At 67.9% G+C, this 22,800-nt stretch carries 11 protein-coding genes; 2 read left to right on the plus strand and 9 right to left on the minus strand.

Annotated features, from left to right (window positions below):
• Positions 1–827: 827 nt before the first annotated feature.
• Positions 828–1,040 (plus strand): hypothetical protein, encoded by a 213-nt coding sequence (locus H181DRAFT_RS00005; RefSeq protein WP_045862069.1) that lies wholly within the window; start codon positions 828–830, stop codon positions 1,038–1,040.
• Positions 1,041–1,835: 795 nt separating this feature from the next.
• On the opposite strand, the gene H181DRAFT_RS00010 is transcribed toward H181DRAFT_RS00005, so the two are convergent.
• The 3 genes from H181DRAFT_RS00010 to H181DRAFT_RS00020 are packed head-to-tail and all read right to left on the minus strand — an operon-like array spanning position 1,836 to position 4,319.
• Positions 1,836–2,654 (minus strand): hypothetical protein, encoded by an 819-nt coding sequence (locus H181DRAFT_RS00010; protein ID WP_175439691.1) that lies wholly within the window; start codon positions 2,652–2,654, stop codon positions 1,836–1,838.
• Positions 2,655–2,670: 16 nt separating this feature from the next.
• A complete protein-coding gene (locus H181DRAFT_RS00015; RefSeq protein ID WP_045862071.1) occupies positions 2,671–4,014 on the minus strand; it encodes a hypothetical protein in 1,344 nt (447 codons plus the stop codon).
• Positions 4,014–4,319, minus strand: coding sequence for a hypothetical protein (locus tag H181DRAFT_RS00020; RefSeq protein WP_139131644.1), 306 nt, complete (start codon positions 4,317–4,319; stop codon positions 4,014–4,016). The genes H181DRAFT_RS00015 and H181DRAFT_RS00020 overlap by 1 nt, the downstream gene beginning before the upstream one ends.
• Positions 4,320–5,014: 695 nt before the next feature.
• Between H181DRAFT_RS00020 and H181DRAFT_RS00025 the strand changes: the two genes are divergently transcribed.
• Positions 5,015–7,735 carry a DEAD/DEAH box helicase gene (locus H181DRAFT_RS00025; RefSeq protein WP_045862477.1) on the plus strand — a complete coding sequence of 907 codons (2,721 nt, stop codon included), beginning with the start codon at positions 5,015–5,017 and terminating at the stop codon, positions 7,733–7,735.
• A gap of 289 nt (positions 7,736–8,024) precedes the next feature.
• Here the strand turns inward: H181DRAFT_RS00025 and H181DRAFT_RS00030 are convergent, their stop codons facing one another.
• The 6 genes from H181DRAFT_RS00030 to H181DRAFT_RS00055 all read right to left on the minus strand — a co-directional run bounded on the left by H181DRAFT_RS00030 (position 8,025) and on the right by H181DRAFT_RS00055 (position 22,797).
• The gene (locus H181DRAFT_RS00030) at positions 8,025–8,456 is read right to left on the minus strand and encodes a hypothetical protein (RefSeq protein ID WP_139131645.1); all 432 of its coding nucleotides are present in this window, start codon (positions 8,454–8,456) and stop codon (positions 8,025–8,027) included.
• A gap of 241 nt (positions 8,457–8,697) precedes the next feature.
• Positions 8,698–9,810: a ParB/RepB/Spo0J family partition protein gene (locus H181DRAFT_RS00035; protein WP_078895378.1), complete on the minus strand. Its 1,113-nt coding sequence runs from the start codon at positions 9,808–9,810 to the stop codon at positions 8,698–8,700.
• 543 nt (positions 9,811–10,353) lie between these two features.
• Positions 10,354–11,571 (minus strand): MFS transporter, encoded by a 1,218-nt coding sequence (locus H181DRAFT_RS00040; protein WP_045862075.1) that lies wholly within the window; start codon positions 11,569–11,571, stop codon positions 10,354–10,356.
• Positions 11,568–11,771: an MbtH family protein gene (locus tag H181DRAFT_RS00045; protein WP_045862076.1), complete on the minus strand. Its 204-nt coding sequence runs from the start codon at positions 11,769–11,771 to the stop codon at positions 11,568–11,570. The genes H181DRAFT_RS00040 and H181DRAFT_RS00045 overlap by 4 nt, the downstream gene beginning before the upstream one ends.
• Positions 11,772–11,929: 158 nt before the next feature.
• Positions 11,930–21,256: a non-ribosomal peptide synthetase gene (locus H181DRAFT_RS00050; protein ID WP_045862077.1), complete on the minus strand. Its 9,327-nt coding sequence runs from the start codon at positions 21,254–21,256 to the stop codon at positions 11,930–11,932.
• 818 nt (positions 21,257–22,074) lie between these two features.
• On the minus strand, positions 22,075–22,797 hold the full coding sequence (locus H181DRAFT_RS00055) for a hypothetical protein (protein ID WP_045862078.1): 723 nt from the start codon (positions 22,795–22,797) through the stop codon (positions 22,075–22,077).
• Positions 22,798–22,800: the final 3 nt, after the last annotated feature.

Genomic DNA, 22,800 nt, shown 5'->3' on the forward strand with positions numbered 1-22,800 from the left:
AATTCCTCCGGAATTCCTTAGTCACCCCTAACGGGGTGACTGCCTGTCAACGCTCCGCGCTGACAGGCTAGCAGCTTCGCCTCCGGCGGAGCTGCTCCCTTCTTCGCATCGCTCGAAGGGGTGAGGCAGACTGCGGTGATGGTGGTTGAGCTGGTGGGTTGACTCTCTGTTCTAAACAGGCCTACCAGGATGATGCATCAGGGGTACGGTATGGGAAATGGAAGACCTCCCTGGGGCGCCACCGAATTTGTGCTGAAGCCTGCCGCCGAATCGCGGTGAAGGTTTAAGAGCCGAGCGCGTGTAGGGCGGGGGCATGGATGATGGGATGTCACCTTCAGTGTTTTCTTCCTCCAGCACCAAAGCACAACGTGAAGTGATGTGAGTCCTTCGCTGAACGCGACGCCGAACATCTGGTGCTGGTGCCGACGCTGAACCTGCTCACCCAGACCCTGAAGGCATGGCGGGAGGCCGGCCACACAGGGCCGGCAGTGGCGGTCTACTCCCTGCACGCGATAGCGGCGAGCCAGCGCCGGCGAGGACCCGGCGCAGCATCATCCAGCGCTGGGCGAGGGGGACGACACCGCGTGACAAGGCATGACGACATCAACTGTCACCATACAAACGACATGCACCACGCAAAAACCGCAGCTCAACCGTCCACAATCCATGACGCCACACCACTGTCAAATCAATGACGCCCATCAGCCGTCACGTCGTCGTCCGCTCGTCTCGCTCGCCAGGTCCTTCCTGCCAGCGTGGGGCTCCCCGGTGTCCGCGAAGCGGTTGCGTTCGAAGGGCGATGCACGCAAGCTCGGGCGAGTGTGGACATGCACGACAACCAGCTGAATGTGTCTGTGCAGACAGTGCGCAAGTTGGTGGATGAGCAGTTCCCCGACTGGAGCTGCGAGCTGGAGCACCGAAGACGTGACGACCCCGAGGCTCGGTTCTCAACCTTCATCGGGATTCGGCGGCAGCATTTCCTATTGGAATTTCAGCGCCGCATCATGGGTTCGCATTTTCTGCTGAAAGCGATGGAGTAGATGGCCAGGGTTTCAGCTTCGAAAGCATCAGCAGTAAGCGCTGGACGCTATCGTGCCCGCTCTGGGGATCGGCGCCGGCTTCACCCCGGAAGCTGATGAGCAGCGCAGTACGCGGGGCGTGCATCCGGCGGAGGCTCGGCTGATCTACGCGGTCACACGCGCGCGTGAGGTACTGGATACGACGGGCGGCCACTCCGTCGCTGGCGACAGCGGCCACTCCGTGGATCTACGAGTCCTCCGACAGGCAGTGCGCGGCTCGATGGCTGCCATCGCAGAACCAGTTTCGGATCGACGACCGTGACCTGACTGACGACGACTACTGCTACGTCGACTTCTCCTGTCCTCTGAACACAAGCCGACCAGCAGGAGGTCGCACCCGCAGGACGTCCCCAAGGCGAAGGACTACGGCGTGACGGTGAACGGACGGCCCGTCATCTTCTGGAAGGTCTGCAAGGAACGTCAGGACGACGAGGACATCTGCTCCGACTGGCGCACGGACAAGACCTGACCATCGCCACGGGCTGACGGGCTAACAGGAGGGAGGGTCCGCGGTCCGGGCCAAGAGGGGGCGAGCGGCCCTCGCTGACCAGCAACAGGTCGGCGAGGGCCATCTCGTTGCGGGGTGGGACGAATCTCAGGATCAGGCGCTGAGCAGCTGACTGGACTCCTCGGGTAATTGCGCGATCCCCGTCTACGGCCGGCGCCAGGAGAGCCCGTATCGGGAGCGGTGACCGGGCGACCTCCCCTCCGGCGTTCACGCGCAAGCAAGGACGTCGTTTCGCACTCGCTGGCCTACTACCGGATCTTGGCTCCGCCTACTCGCTTCAACACGTCGTCTACCAGTCCGTCGTCACACAGGGCTACCGACCAATTGGCGCCCGCAACAAGGCCTTTGGGAGTTCGACCATCGGTGATTTTCGACCAGACGCTCTCGTCACGGGATTCCGCGTCCTCGTAAACGGTGAGGTCGGCGCAGCGCTCTTGTTGCTCCTGTTCGCCTCTACCTGTGGTGCACTTCAGGAATTGCCAGCTCAATGCCGGGTGGTTGTCGTCATCGTCCCGATCCGTACAACCCACGGCCGCATCCACCTTGTCGGCCAACGCCTTGAGGTTCTTGTAGGCGGGCTTATCAGGAATGTCAGGGAGCTGCTCCTTGTAGGGAGGGTCGTCAGGGGCGCCGGTTTTGCCGTGGGGTTTGAGGACGACGGCGTGCAGGGCCTTGGCCACGCGGGGGGCGGTGTCCGGCTCGAGGACGCGGATGTACCAGTTGCCGGCGGCTACCAGGGTGTGCTGGTAAGGAGGATTGCGGCGCGAGGAGATGGCAGTGCCGATGTGGTCGCGGTCGTCCACATGGAGTTCGAGCTCCACCGGCTTGCCCGTGCCAAGTCGGGCGCCGCACCTCGTGGCGTCCCCGCTCGGCGTCCTGCCAAGGACAGGGCAGGCAATTCCCGCCTTCTCTAGCGCCGATGCCAGGTTGTCCGTCGTCTTGAAGTTGGGGCCCTTGGGAACGTTGCTGGGGAGGGGCTTTCGTGGCGGCGCCCCTGCCCCCTCGTTCGATCCCATGCAGCCGGCCAGGAACGCGGCACTCAGACAGATCAGGGCGACTGATCGCATTCCACTCTTCAACAAATCAGTCCCTGGGCGGAGTTGGGGGCGGGTTGGGGCTCGGTGACGGCGTTCCGGGTTCCGGTCGGCCGGTGCCCGTGCCGCCCCCAGTGCCGGTCGTGTCGTAGATCGGGTCGAGGCTCACGTTGTGTCCCGCGGGGGTCTGGCTCTCGATCTGATCGATGGCCTGGGCGCGTTCCTTGTCGCCCAATGCGTCCCATGCCAACGTGTCGTCGATGTGCGGTACGACGCGATCCCAGGCCTCGCCTCGCTCCTTGATGGCGCCGCCACGGTGTGCGGAGTCGTCCCCGGAGGTCTCGTTCTTCTCCCGCACGTCCGGTGTATCGGCCGCATACAACGTGAACAGCTGCTTGTCGGTGCCGGCTCCGTACTCGTCGTTTTCGCGCAGATCCTTGAGGTGGTGCGCGCTCAAGCGGATGGCTTCATTCGGGTTCTGCTCGACGTATTTGGTGAGCTGGCGGTCACTCAGGTCCGATACCCGGCCACCGTCCGCGGTCTTGAACGAGTCATCGTTGTTGTGGAGCGTTTCTCGAATCGTCTCCAGTTTCATATGCGTGATACCAAGCGACTTGTCGGGCTTTAGCGTGTCCTGGAGCGTCGAGTCGAAGAACCCGCCGAACCATGGCAACGGACCTTCGAGGTCCCGGTCATGGTTCTGCCACCACTGCTGTTCCTGCCACAGGATGGCGAGCAGCAGCTTCTTACTCATGCCTGTCTCCGCTGCTGCCTTGTTCACCGCGGCTATCTGGTCCGACGAGACGTTGATCTTGTGCACACCGTCGAGATACTGCATACGTAGCGCGATGGCCAGTGGGCTGTTCTCATCGAGAGCCTGGGACACCAGTTTTGGGTCCTCGATCTCGGTCAGGGCCCGTATGGTGCGCAGTTCCGTAGCAGCCTCGGCGTCTGCCTTCTCGGCCTTGCGCAGGGCGTCGCCGACCAGATCCGCTGCGTGCTGCAGGGAGCCGCCGTCGCCCTCGTCACGGCCTTCCTTCCATGTGGCCCGACCGCTCGGGTCGATCTTGATGCCGTACCGGTCGGCGTAGTCGAGCGCACTCTCCAGTTCGCGCTTGGCGTCCCCGATCACATCGGCGAGCGTGTCGTAGGTGCGCATGAGGCCTTTGAGTGCCTTCGCGGCTGCTTCGAAGTCCTCGGCGTGTTTGACAAAGCGTCGGCGGGCGGCTTCGCCACTATCGCTGACCCAGCACTTCTGCAGGGTCGAGGCAACATCATCACGGGCGTATGAGGCCATGTCCTGGCACTCCTTCGACGACCGGAGCGCGTCGTCGGCGGCGTCCCTCCACTTCTGTGGGCGGGTGGTCTTGAGTTCTTCGACTGTGACGGCCATCAGGCGCCCCCTTCCATGCGGTTGGCCGCCCTGCGCATCTCGTCGGCGATGGAGTGATCCGTGCTGATCTCGCGGTCCATAGCCTTGTTGAGCCCCTCAGCCGCGTCCTCGACAAAATCCCCGAGAGCACGCAGGCGTCCCTGCCACGCGCGCACGCAGGCGTCGCTTGCCGGCCCCGACTCCCACCCACCGTGCGCTCTGCCGGCGGCAGCAGCATCAGCTAACTCCCGCTTGGTGCGACCCGCGCTGTTGGCTTTGCGTATGTCCTCGGACTTGCGCCGAATCGGGCCGTCCTCAAGAAACATCTCCCCCATGGAACATCCCCCCCCAACCTGAATGTGAATTGACCTCACATCACAGCGGCGCCAGTCTACGAGCTCCGTCAGGAGGGCCGTGAGGCCGGGGTGAGGGCGCCGTTTGCAGGCCATCAAACGGAGCGGTCCTGCAGCAGACCTTCCGGGAGGGCAGCCAACCGGCGACGGGCAGCAAGCGAACGGGCCCGTCACCGGCGCGGTGGCTGCTCGGCGGTCCGGTGAGGCGACCACGTTCCGCACTCCACCGGGCGGCGGAGTGCTCAAGCTTCCTGGGGATTTGCTCCCCTACGGAGTCCCTGTGAGGCCGAACCCTCGGCGGTTGCAGGCGTCAATGGTGGAGTGTCTCCCCTGCGGCGCGGGGGCCGACGTCAACGATCACGTACGGGCCTCTGCCGTCGAGTCGCTTGAGCTTGGCGTGCTCGGCCCGGACTGCGGCGAACCTTCAGCGCAGCTTCGTGCTCACCCAGCCCACCGCGTAGGTTCAAAAGGGGCGGGCCCGACGCCAGCGAAGGTGCAGCGCAGCATCACCCGGCACTGCTAGAGGGGGCTACAGGCTCGGCTTTCAACCTCATCGACTTTCGGCGGCAGATTTCAGCCCCCATTCAGCGTTTCATCTTCAGTGCGTTCTACCGCCCGCAGCGAAGCACAGGGTGAGTGATGCGATTCAATTGAAAGCGGTGAAGAGGATGGCCAGGGTTCAGCTTCGGAAGCATCAGCGGGAAGCGCTGGACGCGATCATCTCCGCTCTGGAGTTGCCTGTTCATGGTGACGTTCCCTCAGGCGGCCTGCGGGCGACGGTGATTGCCGCACCAGGGTCGGGGAAGACCCTGATCGCGGCCGAGGCGGCCCGCAGGCTCGTGCCAGGAGGGCGCGTCCTGGTTCTTGTGCCGACGCTGGATCTTCTCACGCAGACCGTCGAAGCCTGGCAGGCCGCCGGCCACCGCGGAAAGATGATCGCGGTGTGCTCCCTGAGCGGAGACACCATGCTGGGTGCCCTCGGTGTCCGGGCCACCACGAGTGCCCCGCAGCTGGCCTTGTGGGCTGGGAGCGGCCCTGTGGTGGTGTTCGCCACGTATGCGTCGCTGGCTCCTCAGGAGGTCGAGGACGGGCGGACGTTGGAGGGGGGTGAGCCGGTTCCGGGTGTGCTGGAGCGGGCCCTGCAGGGCGTCTACGGGCAGAAGCTGGAGGGCTTCGACCTGGCCGTCGTGGACGAGGCGCACCGTACGAGTGGGGACGCGGTGAAGGCGTGGGCGGCGATCCACGACAACGCTCGGGTTCCGGCGGTCCGCAGGCTCTACATGACCGCCACGGCGCGAGTGTGGGAAGTGCCCGCGTCCCCCGGTCGTCAGGACGGTGCGGAGGTCGCAGAAGTCCGTGAGGGGGCTTCTGGCGGGTTTCAGGGGCGTGTGGTCGCTTCCATGGACGATGAGGCGCTGTACGGGCCGCAGGTGTTCACCTACGGGCTGATGGAGGCGCAGGAGCGGGGCACGCTCGCGCCGTTCGTGGTGGACGTGCTGGAGATCCGCGACCCCGAGGCGGGCCCGGCGGAGGGGAGAGCGGCGGGCTTGGAGGAGGTGCGGGGCCGGCGTCTGGCCGCTTTGCAGGCTGCGCTGCTGAAGCACACGGACACCACGGGTGTGCGGTCGCTGATGACCTTCCATCACCGCACCCTCGAGGCCATGGCCTTCGCGCGGGCGCTGCCGGAGACCGCCGCCGAGCTCCACGGGTCCGACCCGCTCACCTATCCCGAGCGGGTCGGCTCGGACTGGCTGAGCGGCCAGCACACCGCCGGCGAGCGGCGCGCGGTGCTGGACCGTTTCGCGAACGGGTGGGATGCGGAGGGGTGGAAGACGGCAGTGTCCTTCCTCGCCAGCTGCCGCGTCCTCGGTGAAGGCGTCGACATCCGCGGCGAGCGCGGCGTAGGCGGTGTCGTCTTCGCCGACACCCGCAGCTCGGCCGTGGACATCGTCCAGAACATCGGGCGGGCCCTGCGGCAAGACCCCGGCGAGGGCAAAGTCGCACGGATCATCGTGCCCATCTTCCTCGCACCCGGCGAGAACCCGCAGAACATGACCGCCTCCCCCAGCTACCGGCCCCTCGTCGCCGTCCTCCAAGGCCTACGCAGCCACGAAGAAGCCATCATCGAGCGCCTGGTCCTGCACTCGCGCCCGACCCGCAGCGGCACCCCGGACGACGTACGCGCCCTCGACCCCCACCAGCCCGCCGACCATGGCGGCACCGAACCAGACGAGGACGAGAGGGACGGGAGCGAGGGGGACGCAGCAGGTTCGGAGCCCGGGAGCCGTGACGGTGCGCCGGAGGCCGGAGCGGCACTGCTGCAGTTCTCCACCCCGCGCGATCCAGACGTCATCGCCTCCTTCCTCCGCACCCGCGTCCTGCGGCCTGAATCGGAGGTCTGGCTGACCGGATACAACGCCTTGCGCCGCTGGGTCGCCGAACACGGCCACGCCCAAGTCCCGCTCCACGCCACCATCGACCTCACCGAACACGAAGGCGTGCACGAAGGAGAAGACGCCGAGACTGAGAAAGCCGAGCGTGAGAAGGCCGACGGTGGGAGGGAGGAGTCGGCGTTCGCGCTGGGGAGCTGGGTCAGTGAGCAGCGGCGGCAGCAGCGGGAGGGTGTGTTGCGGCCCTGGCGGGGTGAGCTGCTGGACGAGCTGGGGATGGTCTGGTCCGTGCACGACATCGCCTTCTGGCGGAAGCTGACCGCGGCCCGCGACTACTACGCCGTCGCCGGGACATTGGCGGCCCCGAAGAACGCGATCATGGACGATGTCGCGATCGGTCAGGCCCTGGCCAACTTCCGCAAGCCCGGCGGGTTGGGGAAGGACCCTGTGCGGGCGGCGCAGCGGCGGGCCGAGCTGGAGGCGATCGATCCGGACTGGAACCCCACCTGGCCCATCCCCTGGCAGCGGCACTGGGCCAAGGTGCGACAGTGCCTGGACGGTGGCGCCGCCTTGGAAGAGATCCGACCCGGCGTCCACGTCGGCGGCGAGGACATCGGCACCTGGCTGACCGAACAGGCCACCGCCTGGCACCAGTTGAGCCCGGGGCAGCGGGAGAAACTCACCGAACTCGGCATCCAGGCCCCGGAGGACACGGCCGGGAAGCCAGAACGCGCAGCGGGGAGGACACTGCTTCCCGCAGAGGCCTCGACATGGGAGAAGAACCTCACCGCCCTGCGGCAGTTCCACCAGCGGGAAGGACACAGCCGGGTTCCTCGCCAGCACCGCGAACCCGTCATGGTGGACGACGGAACCGGCACCGGCGGTTACGTCGAACACCAGGTACGACTCGGAGTATGGCGCAGCAACACCCGCAGCAGACGCACCTCACTCCCCGCCGAACTCGAGCAACAACTCGCGGATCTCGGCCTGTTCAACTAAGCCAGCCAGAGGCGCGGAAAAGGACGGCTTTCCACGTTCTCCGCAGACCTCGAAACTGTCCATTCTCCGTCCGCCTCGGGTAATGCCGGCGCATGCATGACTGCCGCACCATCCACCCACGAGCCCTGCCACAGAGGGCGGGTGAGTTCCATGAAGCGGGCCGCTGTGGCCTGAGTCGGGAGCAGGAACGCGGCGGTCTCACCGTGCTGCAGAGGCCGCTCACGCAAGTGTCGGGGGCGGCTCCAGGAAGGCTCCTGGAAGACGCGCTCTGGCCGGCGCCCAAAGCGTTTCAGCTCTCGCTGCGCCGGAAGCTACGTACCCATGTGCGGCTGGTGAAGAAGCCCATCAGGAGCAGGACGGCGCCGAAACACCACCACACGAAGGACCCCAGCGCAGCCCCGACCCCGGTCTCCCGCGCATGAAAATCATCGCCCAGCACCGTCTCGTAGGCCCCCACCTGCTCACCCTTGCCGTAGTCGCCACCCGCATCATCCAGTTCGGCGGGAAGCCAACCACCCTTGGCTGCCCCCTCAGGGAGGAACTCCCCGTGACAGGAGTAGTCGGACTTCTTCCGAAGGGGGTTGTGATCCGTGCAGTAATCCACAGTGAACGTCCCCGTCGAGCCGACAAGCCCCATCGCCAGCACCGTATGAACGGAGTTGACGAGCACCGCCCCAGCACCGGTCAATGTCAGCACCAGCCCCAACACCAGCCCCAACACACGCCACCCAAACGCAGCCCTCGATCCCGACGCCATACCACCCCCCGACACCGCACCCCCAGACCTGCCGTTCCTGACCTGCCCATCCCCCACTCCCGCACGAGCACCAGACATCATCTCCCCACCCATCACAGCACCGTAAAACCCACCCACACACAAACCCCCACCCCCCACCACCAACCAACCCAACGACGACCACCAACCACCGAGATGAGATGGGTTACTCACAGGGCCCTGGACGTCAGCCGGTCTGGCGGGAGGTGTCGGCGCCTTCCTGCAGTTCCTGAGCGATGGAACGGCAAATCTCTGCATAGCCGTACATCAATTCAGATATCAATTCTCTGCAGTGGGCCGGCATACAGGCCATGATCTGCTTGCGTTCCCGCTCGACCACGGTGCAGGCCTCAAGCATGCGCAGCACAGTCCTCCCGGCATCGTTGAACCGCAGAGACGGGTCTTTGCGCAGCACCTGCGAAAGAGACGCCAGCGCAGGGGACGGCGTACGGTCAGCAACTGCGCTCTGCGCTGCCGCGGCAGGTGACACAGCCAGTTTCCTGGTGCCCTTCTCCTGCTGCCGGGGCGGCACAGGGGGAAGCCCACGGCGCATACGGTTGCGAACGTCCGCAACGGTGGCCGCAGAGATCCCGGTCATGCTGGCGACCTGCCGGAGGGTTGCCTGCGGGTTGGCCTTCAGGAGTTCACTGGCTCGCTTGCGGCCCTGTGAGGTGTTGAGCGGCCGGACGCGGCCGTCCCGCCCGACTCGGCTCTCAGCCCGTTCCGTCTCTTGCTGTTCGTTCCGGCGCACTTGCGAGACCTTGCCCGGCGACAGTCCTGCAACTGTCGCGACGGCCCGGTCCGACCACTGAGGGTGGCGCGCGAGGATCCGCTCGGCGGCCGCTGTGCGCTCGGCGAGAGTGAGCGGTCGGCCGTGTGTGGTGTTCAGCGCCACGGCCAGCAGGGAGGCGTTCTCTTCGGAACCGTCGAAGAAACGCACAGCGATGCGTTCGACTCCGATAAGGCGCGCGGCCAGCAGACGGTGGAAGCCGTCGATCACCTTCATCGTCTGCCGGTGTACGACGATGGGGGGCAGAGGGACTGCCAAATCAGCCAGTTTTCGGGCGTATTCGGTGTCCTTCTTCTCCGTTCTGGGGGAGTATGATGCGGTGAGTTTCTCCGTCGAGACGAGTTCGACTGGCGAGTCATTCAGCCCGCCGTCTCGCATAGCGATCAAGTAGTCCGAACCACTTGTTTTTGTTGCCGGAGCAAGTCGGTCACTGCGCACATGCATCACCCCAATGCAGGTATCGTCATCTCGAAGTAGGTTCTTCTTCAGGCGCCTGTACGTTTGCTGCACGCGCAGCTATCGGCCCGTCGGTGCCGCCCCTCAGTTGCTGGGGCTTGTGGCACCGGGTCCAGGCACTATCCAGAAGGCGGAGCGCGGTCTCTCCGGGCAGTCCGGTGCTGTTGCGGCTGTTGCTGCGTCGGCGGCTGCGGGAGACAGGTGCGGTGCGTCGGTTCCACGGGACAGCTGACGTCGTCACCGCCATGGCGTGGCGCAGAACCGCCTCTTGTGACATCCCGTCAACTCCGCTTCCTCGTCCAGTGCGAGCGGTGCGACACGCTTCCGTCGGATCGCGACCGGGCGTGGCCGAACACCGACTCAGCCTCACACGTGCGACTGGCGAGAATCTGAACGCATTCTGGGAGCGTCCTGATGTGACAGGAAGCGCGTCGTGGCGCGGCTGTCTCCCGGGTGACGCTGAAGACTTCGCGAGTGCCCGGGTCGCCCCATGGAGAGCTGCCGGGCTGCTGGTGAAGAAGGCTCCGCCCGTCCCTCGTGCACACACGGGGACGGGCGGAGCCTCATCGCGCGGGATCTGGATGCACCGGCAGGCGTCTACGAGGACGAGCGGGGCGAGCGGCGTGCCAGGTTCACCAACACCAGTGCGCACAGGCTCGCTCCGGCAGCGACCCCCGCAAGCACCTTGCCCACCGCGATGTGTTCGAACAGCAGACCTGCTGCCCCGTAGGCGAGCGGGCTGGCGATGAACACCGCGACCCCGAACACCGGCACGACGTTGGCGCGCAGTTCCTCCGGCGGCCGGAGGGTGATCAAGGTTGTGGCAGGTGCGGTCACGGCGGGGAGGAACATGCAGCTGGCGCCCACCGTCAACGCCGCGGTGAGGGCCGGCTGGTCAAGGGGAAGGAGCCACAGCACCGCGGCAGCACCCGCAGCGCCCCCCGCCGCCATCCGGGTCGGTGCTATCCGGCGGGCAAGCCGCGCTACCACCAAGGTGCCCAGCGCCGTGCCGCCGCCCCACGCGGCCAGGAGCCAGCCGGCGACGTGGGGGTCGGCGTCGTAGCGGCTTTTGGCCATGACCGGCAGCGACAGCATCACGACAGGCATGAGGGAGCCGTAGCCGAGGGCGGCGAGGGATATCGTGCGCAGCACCCGGTCGCGGAAGAGGAAGCGCACACCCTCGATCATGTTGTTCGCGGAGACCGGTTTCGGGGGTGCTTCCCGGCGCGGCAGTCCGGTCAGGAGTACGGCGGAGACCGCGAAGGTGGCGGCGTCGAGCCACAGCACGTTGAGTGCGCCGACCTGGGAGATCAGGACGCCGGCGACAGCGGGGCCGATCAGGCGCGCGGTGGATGTGGCCGTCTCGAACAGTGCGTTGGCCTCGGTCACCGTGCCCTCGTGCGAGCCGACGACGTCGACGACGAGGACACGCTGTGCGGAGAGGTAGCACGCGGAGCAGCTGCCGAGAAGGGCCACGAGCGTCAGCAGTAACCCGAAGGACAGCAAGCCTGCTTGGTGCAGCGTGGGCACGGCTGCTATGAGTACCGCCGCGCCGATGTCCGCGAGGATCGTGACGCGGCGGGGGCCCCAGCGGGCCACGAGCAGACCGGCGGGCATGCCCAGCAACGGCACCGGCAGGATCTGGATGAGGAACACCAGACCTGTCCTGCTCGGTGAGTCCGTGGTCATCAGGACGAACCACGGCAGCGCGAGCACTGTCATCTGGTTGCCGACCGAGGAGATGAACTCCGAACCGACGACCCTGCGGAACTGCCAGCTTCGCAGTGGGGAACGCTGTACTTCGGCGGTGGTCACTGAGCCGCCCGGGCCGGGTTCGGGCGCATGTCCGTCCAGTGGCTCTCGACGTACTCGAGGCAGGCGTGCTGGGTGTCGGGACCGAACACGGATGACCAGCCGGCAGGCACGGATATGTCGCCCGGCCACAGACTGTGCTGGAGGTTCTCGTTGACGAGGACCTGGTACACGCCGTCGGGGTCATCGAACGGGTTTGCCATCGTGTTCTCCTTGTTCCTGTAGCTGAGAGCTGCTCGGTCTCGGCCTGGTGAGCGCGGCGGCAACAAGCGGCGGGCCGGCTTGGGGGCTCCGGGGCCGGCCCGCGTGGCCAGAGCCGGCCGGGAACGGGCACGTTCGTGCCCGTTCCCGGCCATGACGCTCACTTATCGGCGCTGCCGTCTGTTTCCTCGTCCTGTGCGCTCCGGATGCGGTCGCGCAGCTGGGACACGGTGAGTTCCGGGTGCTGCGCGACGAGCCGCAGGACCTGCGGCCACTGGCGCATCATCGCTCCCATGACGGGCGGGGCTATGTACTGCGGCGAGTACACCCACAGACCGCGCAGCTCGCCCTCGACTTCGCGGGCGACGAGGTACAGGTCGAGGTTGTGCGGTTCGATCGCGGTGATCAGCTCGGGGAGCGGGCTCTCATCGCCGACCTGCACGTCCAGCGAGCTCACCTCGAGTCCCTCGAGGGCGAGGGTGTTGCTCGGCACACCGAGGAGGTTGAGCATCACGCGCAGAGGCAGCTGGTTGCCGTCTCCTATGACGCCGTCGTGGACGAGTGCCCGCACCGGCACGTTCTGGTGGGAGTACGCGTCGAGCTCGGCCTGAAGGACGTCCTGGAGCAGTTCCTGGAAGGTCAGGTCTCCCCTCATCCTGGACCGGTTCAGGATGATGTTGATGAACGGGCCGACCATGGACTTGCTCTCGGGCCGTTCACGGCCGGCCAGCGGGTGGCTGACCGCGATGTCCGTCGCACCGGAGTAGCTGTGCAGCAGCACGTGGAAGCCCGCCATCAGCATCATGAAGAGCGTGACGCCTTCGCGTCGGGCCGCGTCCTTCACCTCCGAGAGGATGTCGGCGCTGACGGTGATGCTGTGGCTGTAGCCCTGGGCCGTGTCCTTGCGCTGATGCGCCGGCGCGTCGAAATCGAGTGTGTGCGCCGCGCCGTCGAGCTGTTCACGCCAGTAGGCGATGTGTTCGTCGAGGGCGCCTCGTGCCAGCAGGTGCTGCTCCCACGCCGCGTAGTCCAGGTGGTCGACCATCACCTCGGGCAGCTTCGGCTGCCGCTCGGCCGTGTGGGCGGCGTACAGCTCCGACAGCTCGTTGATGATGACGAGGAATCCCCAGTGGTCGACCAGGATGTGATGGGCGACCAGTACCAGGGCGTGCTCGGTCTCGGAGAGCTGCACGAGCAGTCCCCGGACGAGGTTTCCCTCCTCGATGCTGAAGGGCCGTTCGGTCTCCTCCGTGAGCAGTTCGCGCAGCTTCTCGCGCTGAGTCGGCTCGTCGTACGGGCGCAGATCGACGGACTGAACGGGCCATTCAGGCTTGCAGTCCGCGAACTGGACGGTTTGCGAGCCCCGCTGGATGTAGCGGGTGCGCAGGATGTCGTGCCGCGCCACGAGGTCGTGCAGGCCGTGGCGTAGCGCGGTCGTGTCGAGCTCTCCACGCAGGCGCCATGCGGTGATGACGCCGTGGTGGGCGTGGTTGGGTCCCACCGGCTGGAGCAGGAACTCCAGTTGTCCGAAGGAGAGTCCGACGCCGTCGCTGCGGTCGGCCTTGGGTATCGGCGCGTTCAGCAGGTCTGCGGCGTCGACTGCCGCGGCGTGCTCGTCTTCGGGAGCCAGTTCGACGGTGCCGTTGTCGACGGCGTGGGCGCAGCGGACGACGGCGCGCAAGGCGTCGAACCAGGCGTCGGCGAGGTCGTGGACCTCTTCCTCGGTGAGCAGCGAGGGCGCCCAGCTCCAGTTCGCGACCAGTTGGGGACCGCCGGGTCCGTCCTGGACGACGGCGTTGACTTCGACGGGGTGGGACAGTGGCCGGGCGGCGCCGGGGGTGGTGGGTGCGGTGTCGTTCCGCAGCGGCAGCCACGGCGTCTCTTCGTCGGTGACAGGTACGCGGCCGAGGTAGTTGAACAGCACCTGCGGTGCGGGCGAGGCGGCCAGGAGCGGCTCGGTCTCGGGGGTGAGGTAGCGCAGGAGTCCGTAGCCGAGGCCGTGCCTGGGGAGGGACTGCTGCTGCTTGCGGGTGCGTGCGACGGAGGCCGCCAGTTCGCTGTCTGCTTGTGCGGCCTTGTCCCAGGGCAGCGTGGCGGAGTCGAGACGGACCGGGTGGATGCTGGTGAACCAGCCCACGGTGCGGGAGAGGTCGACGCCGTCGAGGAGGTGTTCGTGCCTGCCGTGGCTCTCGGTGTCGACGACCACCGGCGCGGTGTCGGCGGGCTCGCCGGGCCGCTGGGAGCGCCACCGTCCGAGGGCCAGGCCGAAGGCTGTCAGCAGGACGTCCTGCAGGCTGCTGCGGAAGGCCGCGGGGGCCCGGCTGGTCAGCGGGGTGGTGTCGGCGACCGGCAGAGTCACCGTCAGACGGCCCTCGGAGCCGGTGACGTCGCGGTCGGCGTTCAGCGTTCCGTCGACGAGGGGCGTGGCGTCGCGCAACATGTCCTGCCACACGGGTAGTTCGGCCCGATGCCGCGAGATGTTCTCGCTGGAGGTGAGCCGTTCCGCCCAGCCGCGCAGGGACGTGGTGACCGGTGCGAGGGTGGGTTTCCGGCCTGCGGCGACGGCGTCCCAGGCGGCGGCGAGGTCGGCGAGCAGGATGCGCCATGACACGCCGTCGACGGCGAAGTGGTGGACGGCGAGCAGCAGTCTGCCCGGGCGGACGTCTCCGCCGTCGAACCACACCGGCTGGATCATGGGGCCTTCGGCCGGGTCGAGTCGCTGTTTGGCGGCGGCGGTCTCCTCGTTGATCCGGTCGTCGAGGTCAGCGTCGGCGAGTCCCGCGGTGTCGACGCGGCGCAGGACGTCGCCGGCGTTCACTGTGCCGGGCTCGTCGGCGTGCAGGGTCCACTGTCCGCCGGCCTCGACGACGAGCCGCGTACGCAGCGCGTCGTGCTGGTCGATGACTGCCTGCAGGACTTCGGTCAGCTGGGCCTCGTCGATGCCGGAGGGCAGGCCGATCGTGGTGGAGAGGTCGAAGCCGACCGGGGAGCCTCCCAGTTGGCGCTGCCGTTCCATGACGGGCAGCAGTGGGATGTCGCCGGTGCCGACGTCCGTGACGTGGGTCGGGTTGTACTCGTCGGCCGGCCTGGCCACTCGGGCGATGCCCGCGACGGTCTGGTGGGCGAAGACGTCGCGGACGGTGAAGACCAGTCCGGCCGTGCGGGCCTGGGCGACCAGCTGGGTCGCCTGGATGCTGTCTCCGCCGAGGTCGAAGAAGCCGTCGTCGACGCCGACTTCGGCGAGGTGGAGCACGTCCGCGAGGACGGTGCACAGCGTGTGCTCGATCGGCGTTTCCGCCGCCCGGGAAGGGGTGTGGGCGCCGATGTCGGGGACGGGCAGGGCGCGGCGGTCGAGCTTGCCGTTGGCAGTCATCGGGAACGCTTCGAGGACGGTCACGACGGTGGGGACCATGTACTGGGGCAGGCGTTCGGCCACGAACGACCGCAGTTCGTCGGGGTCGGCGTGCGTGCCTTGGGCGAGTACGGCGTAGCCCAGGAGGTCCTTGCCGCCGGACGGCTTCTCGCGCACGGTCACCGCGCTGTCCGCGACGGCCGGGTGTGTGCCCAGGACGTTCTCGATCTCGCCCGGTTCGATGCGGAAGCCGCGGATCTTGACCTGGTCGTCGGTGCGTCCGAGGTACTCGATGCGGCCGTCGGCTCGCCAGCGGACCAGGTCGCCCGTGCGGTACATCCGTTCGCCCGGTGCGCCGTACGGGCAGGCGACGAATCGCTGCGCGGTCAGGCCGGGCTTGCCGAGGTACCCGCGGGCGAGACCGCCGCCGGCGAGGTAGAGCTCGCCGGGGATGCCGGCGGGCACGGGGCGGAGCCGTTCGTCGAGGATGTAGGTGCGGGTGTCGTCCATGGGGGTGCCGATCGGCACGGTGCCGTAGGGCGTCTCGCGCGTGGTGTGCAGTACGGCGAACGTCGTCGTCTCGGTCGGCCCGTATCCGTTGGTGAGCACCGTGTCCGGCCATGCGGCGAGTGCTTTGGCGACCACGGGGGCCGACAACGCCTCGCCGCCCGCCATCACTTCGCGCATCCCGGCCAGGGCTGTAGCGTCGCGTTCGACGAGCAGGTTGAACAGGGCCGCGGTGAAGAACGCGGAGGTGACGCGGCGTTCGCTGACGGTCTGCAGCAGTACGTCCGGGTCGAGTTCCCCTGCGGGGGCGACGACCACCTCGCCGCCGGAGAGGAGCGGTACCCACATCTCGTAGGTGGAGGCGTCGAAGGCGGTCGGGGCGTGCATGAGCACACGGGTGTGGTTTCCGCTGCGCCACACGTGGTCTGCGGCGAGGTTCGCCACGTTGCGGTGGGTGACGGCCACGCCCTTGGGCTGCCCGGTGGAGCCGGAGGTGTACATGACGTAGGCCGCACGGTCCGGGTCGCCGGCGCCCGGGGATACGGGGTCGCCTGCGGCGCCGTCCGTGGCGGACAGCTCGGCGGCCGCGTCGATCACGTGCATGCCGTCGGTGACGGGGTGCTGTCCCTTCGACGTCTCGTCGCTGCCGACGAGGAGGACGCATGCCCGGGTCTCCTCCATGATCAGCCGCATCCGGGACTCGGGATAGCGTGGGTCCAGCGGCACGTACACACCGCCTGCCTTGATGACGGCCAGGATCGCCGCGGGCAGCCATACGGAGCGTTCCATCAGCAGGCAGACTGCGTCCTCGGTGCCGTCTGCCGCGATCCCCAGGGTGCGCAGGCGGGCGGCGAGCCGGTCCGCTGCCGTGGAGAGTTCCTGGTAGGTGAGGCGTTCGTCTCCGCAGCTGACGGCGACGGCGTCCGGGGTGCGGGCCACCTGCTGTGCGAACAGTTCGGGCAGACCTGCTGTGGCGGTGCTGCCGGACGCTCCGTTCCATTCCTCGAGGACCCGGTGCCGCTCCGCGGGGGTGAGCAGATCGATGCCGCCGACCGGCTGGTCCGGGTCGGCGATCATCGCCAGCAGTATCTGGCGGAGCCGGCGGAGCATCGTGCGGATGGTGTCCGCTTCGAAGATGTCGCTGTTGTACTCGATGCCGCCGTCGATGCCGCTCGGGGTGCCGTCGTCGGCGAGGTACTCGTGGAGCAGGAGGACGAAGTCCATCCTGGCGGTGCCGGTGCCCACCGCCATCGGCGTGGCCTCGACGCCCGGCAGGCCGAGGGACCGGTCCGTCACCGTCTGCCAGGACAGCATGACCTGGACGAGAGGGTGGTGGGACATCGAGCGGGTGGGCCGCAGGGTGTCCACGAGCGACTCGAAGGGGATGTCCTGGTGTTCGAGCGCGTCCAGGGTGCGTTCCCGTACCGCGCCGAGCAGGTCGCGGAAGCTCGCGCTGTCGCTGATCTCCGTCCGCAGGACGAGCGTGTTGGTGAAGAAGCCGATGAGGTTCTCGGTGGCCTGGTCGCCGCGGCCCGCGTTCGCCACTCCGATGGGAATGTCGGTGCCGGCACCGTGGCGGCTGAGCAGGACCGCGAGTGCCGCGTCGAGCACCACGAACATGCTGACGTCGCAGGTGTGGGCCAGGCGGCTCAGCCCTTCGTGCAGGTCCGTGTCCCAGTGGAAGGTGAGGGTGTCTCCGTTGTGGGTGGACTCCGCCGGGTGGGGCCGGTCGGCGGGGAGGGCTATCCGCTCGGGCAGGCCTCTGAGCGCGTCGCGCCAGTAGTCCAGCTGCCGTGAGTAGGTGCTGTCCGGGTCGTCCTGCGAACCGAGGTACTCGCGCTGCCACAGCGCGTAGTCGGCGTACTGGACGGGCAGCGGTTCGCGCTCGGGTGCGTGTCCTGCGAGGCGTGCCGCGTATGCCTCCGCCAGGTCGGCCCGCAGGGGCGCCAGTGACCAGCCGTCCGCCGCGATGTGGTGTACGACGACGACCAGGACGCAGGTGTCGGGATCGAGGGTGAACAGCTCGGCGTGCAGCGGGATCTGCGTGGTCAGGTCGAAGGTGTGGCGGACGGCCGCGGCGACCGCGTCGTCGAGGTCGGCCTGGTCGATCTGCCTGACAGGCAGCTCGGGCTGTGCCTGCTCGGGGGGAAGGATGTGCTGGGCGGCCACCGGTCCGGTGTCGGGGAAGACGGTCCGCAGCGCCTCGTGGCGGGTCACGACGTCTGCGAGGGCTGCCCGCAGGCAGTCGACGTCGAGCGAGCCGGTCAGGCGCAGCACGATCGGAAGGTTGTAGGTGGGTGACGGCCCCTCAAGCTGGTGCAGGAACCACAGCCGCTGCTGGGCGAAGGACAGGGGCAGGGGGTCGGGGCGGGTCATCGGGGCGAGGGCGGGCCGTGCGTCGCCGTCGCTGTCCCCCAGCAGTTGCGCGAGCCCGGCAGGGGTCTGCTTCTCGAACAGCGCGCGCACGGGTATCTCGGTGCCGAACGCGCCGCGGATCCGGGCCACCAGCCGGGTCGCCAGCAGGGAGTGCCCGCCGAGCGCGAAGAAGCTGTCGTCGATGCCTACTTCGGGCACGTTCAGTACCTCTGCGAAGAGGGCGCACAGCGTCTCTTCCTCAGGGGTGCGGGGTGCGACGTACGCCGCGGTGGCGCGAGTGTGCTGGCTGTCGGGGGCGGGCAGGGCGTTGCGGTCGGTCTTGCCGCTGGGGGTGCGCGGCAGTTCGTCGAGGAGGACGAAGGCGGACGGGACCATGTAGTCGGGGAGCTTGTCGCCCAGTGCGTCGCGCAGAGTGCGGCGCAGTTCGTCGGCTGCGCCCGCCGCCGGATCAGGCACCAGGTAGGCGACCAGTCGCTGGTCGCCCGCATGGTCTTCGCGGACCACGACGACGGAGTCCGCCACCTGTTCCTGACGCATCAGCACCGTCTCGATCTCACCGAGTTCGATGCGGTAGCCGCGGAGCTTGACCTGGTGGTCGAGCCTGCCCAGGTAGTCGATGTTTCCGTCCACGCGACGCCGAACGAGGTCGCCGGTCCGGTACAGGCGGTCGGCGAGGTCGGACGGGAAGGGGTTGGGGATGAACTGCTTCGCTGTCAGTTCCGGCCGGTTGACGTAGCCCCGTGCCAAGTTGTCCCCGCCGATGCACAGTTCGCCGGGTACGCCGGGCGGGACCGGGCGGCCCTCGGGGTCGAGGATGTGCACTTCGGTGTTGGCGATCGGCCTGCCGATGGTGATCGTGTCGTCGACGATCCGGGTGCCAAGGGCGTAGATCGTGGCCTCGCTCGGGCCGTACATGTTCCACAGGTCGACGCCCAGGCCGCGCAGGCGCCGCGCCAAGTCGGGCGGCAGTGCCTCACCGCAGATCAGACCGCGCAGCCCTTCGCTGCCCGGCCAGCCGGCGTCGACGAGCATCCGCCACGTGGACGGGGTGGCCTGCAGCATGGTCGCTCCGGTGGCGGCCATCTCCTCGGCGAGACGCTTCCCGTCGGTGGCGACCTCGCGGGTGGCGAGCACCACGCGGGCGCCTTCGACCAGCGGCAGCAGCAGTTCCAGCGTCGCGATGTCGAAGGAGAGGGTCGTGACGGCGATCAGGCTGTCGTCGGCGTCGATGCCGGGCCACTGCTTCATGGCCCAGAAGAGGTTGCGGAGGGCCCGGTGCGGCAGCTGGACGCCTTTGGGGCGTCCGGTGGAGCCGGACGTGTAGATCACGTAGGCGAGGTCCGCGGCCTGGACGGGGGCGCCGAGCGATTCGGCGGGCTCGTCGGCCAGTTCGGCGCGCAGCTCGTCCACGCGGAGCGTGACGGCCCTGGTGTCCGGCAGGTTGTCGGCCACGGAGCTCTGGGTGACCAGGACGGGCAGTTCGGCGTCCTCGACCATGAACGCGATGCGCTCCTGGGGCAGTCCGGGGTCGATGGGCACGTACGCGCCGCCCGCCTTCAACACCGCCAGCACCGTGACGATCATGTCGGGTGAGCGCTCGAGGCAGACTCCGACCATCACGTCACGTCCGACGCCGAGGCTCCTGAGCCTGTGGGCGAGCTGGTTCGTGGCCATGTCGAGCTGGGCGTAGGTGAGGGTCTCCCCTTGGCAGTACACCGCCTCGGCGTCGGGCCGCAGCGCCGCCTGCTGCTCGATGCGCTGGTGGGTGAGGAGGTCGTCGGGCCACTCGTGGCGGGTGTCCTCCCGCTCCTGGCGCTGCTCGCGCTGCTCGGCGTCGGTGAGCATGGCGACGTCCAGGACGCGCTGCTCCGGGTCGGCGAGCAGGTTGTCCAGCAGAACCTTCAGGTGGCCGCCCATGACGTCGATCGTCGCGGCGTCGAACAGTTCGGTGTTGTACTCGAACCAGCCGCTGAGTTCGTCGCCCTGCTCGAAGACCTGCAGTTCGAGGTCGAAGCGTGCGGTGGAGCTGGGCACCTCCATCAGTTCGAAGCGCAGTCCGGCGACGTCGAACTCCGGGACGGGGATGTTCTGGTAGACGAACGAGACCTGGAAGACCGGAGACCGGGACAGGTCCCGTTCCGGGGACAGCTCTTCGACCAGCCGCTCGAACGGCACTTCCTGGTGGGCGAAGGCGTCGAGAGCCGCGTTGCGCACCCGGTTGAGGAGCTCGGTGAACGTGGGGTTGCCGGACACGTCGTTGCGGATGGCCAGGGTGTTGACGAAGTAGCCGATCAGCCGCTCGACCTGCGAATGCCCGCGGTTGGCCACCGGCACCCCGACGACGACGTCGTCCTGCCGGCTGTACCGGTGCAGCAGTACGACGTAGGCCGTGAGCAGGGTCATGAACGGGGTGGCACCGGAACTCTTGCTCAGATCGCGCAGGCCGTTCATGACCGAGGCGGGCAGGTGGAACCGGCGGGAGCCGCCGGCATCGCTGAGCACGGCGGGCCGCGGACGGTCGGTGGGCAGCTCCAGGAGGGGCGGGGCGCCTTCGAGCGTCTCCTTCCAGTGTTCGAGCTGGGCGGCGAAGTCGGGGCCGGTCAGCTTCTTGCGCTGCCATGCCGAGTAGTCGGCGTACTGGACGGGCAGTTCCGGCAACTCGGCCGGGGTACCCGTCAGATAGCCCTGGTACAGGGGGACGAGCTCGCCGAAGAGCACCGAGGTGGACCACAGGTCGGCGACGATGTGGTGCATCGTCAGCAGCAGGATGTGCTCGTCGGCGGCCAGGCGCAGGAACTTCATCCGCATGAGCGGGCCGGTGCCCAGGTCGAACGGGCGGGAGAACTCCTGGCGGGCCAGCCTCTCGATGGCGGCCTCGCCGTCGGAGCCGCGCAGGTGGCCGCAGTCCTCGACGGTCAGTTCCACCTCGCCGGAGTCGTGCACGACCTGTACGGGCTCCCCGTCGACCTCGTCGAACGTGGTGCGCAGTGACTCGTGCCGGCGGACGATCTCGCGGAGGCTGCGGTCCCACAGCTCCACGTCGAGCGGGCCGTGCACACGCACGGCCGCCGGAATGTTGTAGGTGGCGCTGCCCGGGGTGAGCTGGTCCAGGAACCACATGCGCTGCTGGGGGAAGGACGCGGGAAACCGGCGCTCGGGTGCCGTCCGGTCGACGGCCTTGCGCCGCAGCCGCTCTGCGAGCAGCTCGCGCTTCTGCTCCGGTGTGAGGCTGGACAGATCGATGTCGGTCATTCGCCCTTCTCCTGCTCGTTGATCTCGGCCGACGAGGAGCATCCGCGCCTGTGCTTCAGCCATGCGCGTCGGACAACGTCTTCGGTCCCCGGCCCAGTGGCTGCGACTGCCCTGCTCGTTCGACCCCGTCCTCACTCGCAGGCGGCGGACCGGCTGTTGTCGCGAACCGCTCGCTGCGACCCGGGAGCAGGCCGGCTGGGCAGCGGTATTCCCTGAGGGAAGTGAAGTCCTCGAGTAACGCGGCATTCGTCACCCGAAGCGGGACGGCTTTCTCCGGTCGGGGGCGCTGCGGTCTGCGGAGCGTCGGCGAGGACTTTTTCACTTCCAGCAGTGCTGAACCATAGGACAACGGGTCCGCTGCCGCCATAGGCACAAGTTTTCATCCGGTCCCGGCGCCGGCACGTACGGGCGCCCGGGCAGCGGACGGAAGAATGCCGGACAGGGCACTTGCCGTGACTGAAGGGTGAGCGCGTGCATTCGATTTCCCGGCAGACTCGAAGTCTCCTGGAATACACGGCGGGGAATGTCCCGGGGCTGCGAGAGCCTCCGGATTTCCGCGTCACAGGTCGATATCCGGGCCGAGAACGCCGCGCTGTGGCCCGTGCCCCGGAACCGACCGTATGCCGACGGCCGGCCGCACGCCGTGCGTCCTCCCGTACGTGGCGCACGGGAGGCGACGCTACCGGCGGTGCGGAGCGCGCGAACCACGGCGCGGCGGTGTGCTGCGCGCCTCAGAGTGTCCACACCTGCCGGACACAGCACAAGACGCAGCCGTTGAACCGGCTGCGTCTTGCCGCTGCGTGCGTTGTGGCGGAGGGTCAGGCGGCGCGTCCTCGGGCGCGGCGGACCGGCTTCCTGATCAGCCAGATCACGGATCCGGCAAGGAGGACCAGGCCGGCGGCCAGGAGCACGGTGCCCATCCAGGTCAGCCCCGCGACCTTCGCCGCCACGTTCACATGGCCGGACAGGCCGGAGGCGCCATCGCTCCTCATGGCGACCGCCTGGACTTCGCCGGACTTCACGGTCCAGTCCACGGTCTGGGCGCCCTTCCCGGCGGCCTGGGCGACCCACGCGTCGGACTGCTCCGGCATCGTCGAAGGCTTGCCGCCGGAGTGCTTGCTGGCGGTGTCGCCCTGGGGCTTGGAGTCGTGGATGGTGACGTGCTCGACGCTCTTCAGGTACCGGCTCGCGTCGGCCTTCTCGGCGACACCGACGAACACCGGAGTGGACTTGTCCTTCGGCGTGAAGGTGATCCGGAGGTCCTCGAAGAGACCTCCCATGTCCTTGTCGGCATGCCATGCGTCGCTGGTCATGGCGTAGGTGTCGGTCTGGTGTGCGTACCGGTCCGTGCCCAGGTCGATGTACCCGTCGTTCTGTGCGCCCATGGCCAGGGCCGTTGCCCCCAGTCCGGCGAGCGTCAGGGCCACCAGTGAAAGGACCCCGCCGATCACGACGGCAGAGATGCGCCCAGCCGTCCATCCGCCGGACGTGGTGTCTGTGTCGGCTGCCCTCGTCGAAAGGCCGGCGTCCTTGTCGGTCACGAA

The sequence above is a fragment of the Streptomyces sp. WMMB 714 genome, assembly GCF_900090125.1.
GTDB lineage: Bacteria > Actinomycetota > Actinomycetes > Streptomycetales > Streptomycetaceae > Streptomyces > Streptomyces daqingensis.

Coding starts and splice junctions, on each gene's coding strand:
- H181DRAFT_RS00050 (WP_045862077.1), bottom strand. CDS start 21,256: ATGACCGACATCGATCTGTCCAGCCTCACACCGGAGCAGAAGCGCGAG.
- H181DRAFT_RS00010 (WP_175439691.1), bottom strand. CDS start 2,654: ATGCGATCAGTCGCCCTGATCTGTCTGAGTGCCGCGTTCCTGGCCGGC.
- H181DRAFT_RS00025 (WP_045862477.1), top strand. CDS start 5,015: ATGGCCAGGGTTCAGCTTCGGAAGCATCAGCGGGAAGCGCTGGACGCG.
- H181DRAFT_RS00020 (WP_139131644.1), bottom strand. CDS start 4,319: ATGTTTCTTGAGGACGGCCCGATTCGGCGCAAGTCCGAGGACATACGC.
- H181DRAFT_RS00045 (WP_045862076.1), bottom strand. CDS start 11,771: ATGGCAAACCCGTTCGATGACCCCGACGGCGTGTACCAGGTCCTCGTC.
- H181DRAFT_RS00015 (WP_045862071.1), bottom strand. CDS start 4,014: ATGGCCGTCACAGTCGAAGAACTCAAGACCACCCGCCCACAGAAGTGG.
- H181DRAFT_RS00005 (WP_045862069.1), top strand. CDS start 828: ATGCACGACAACCAGCTGAATGTGTCTGTGCAGACAGTGCGCAAGTTG.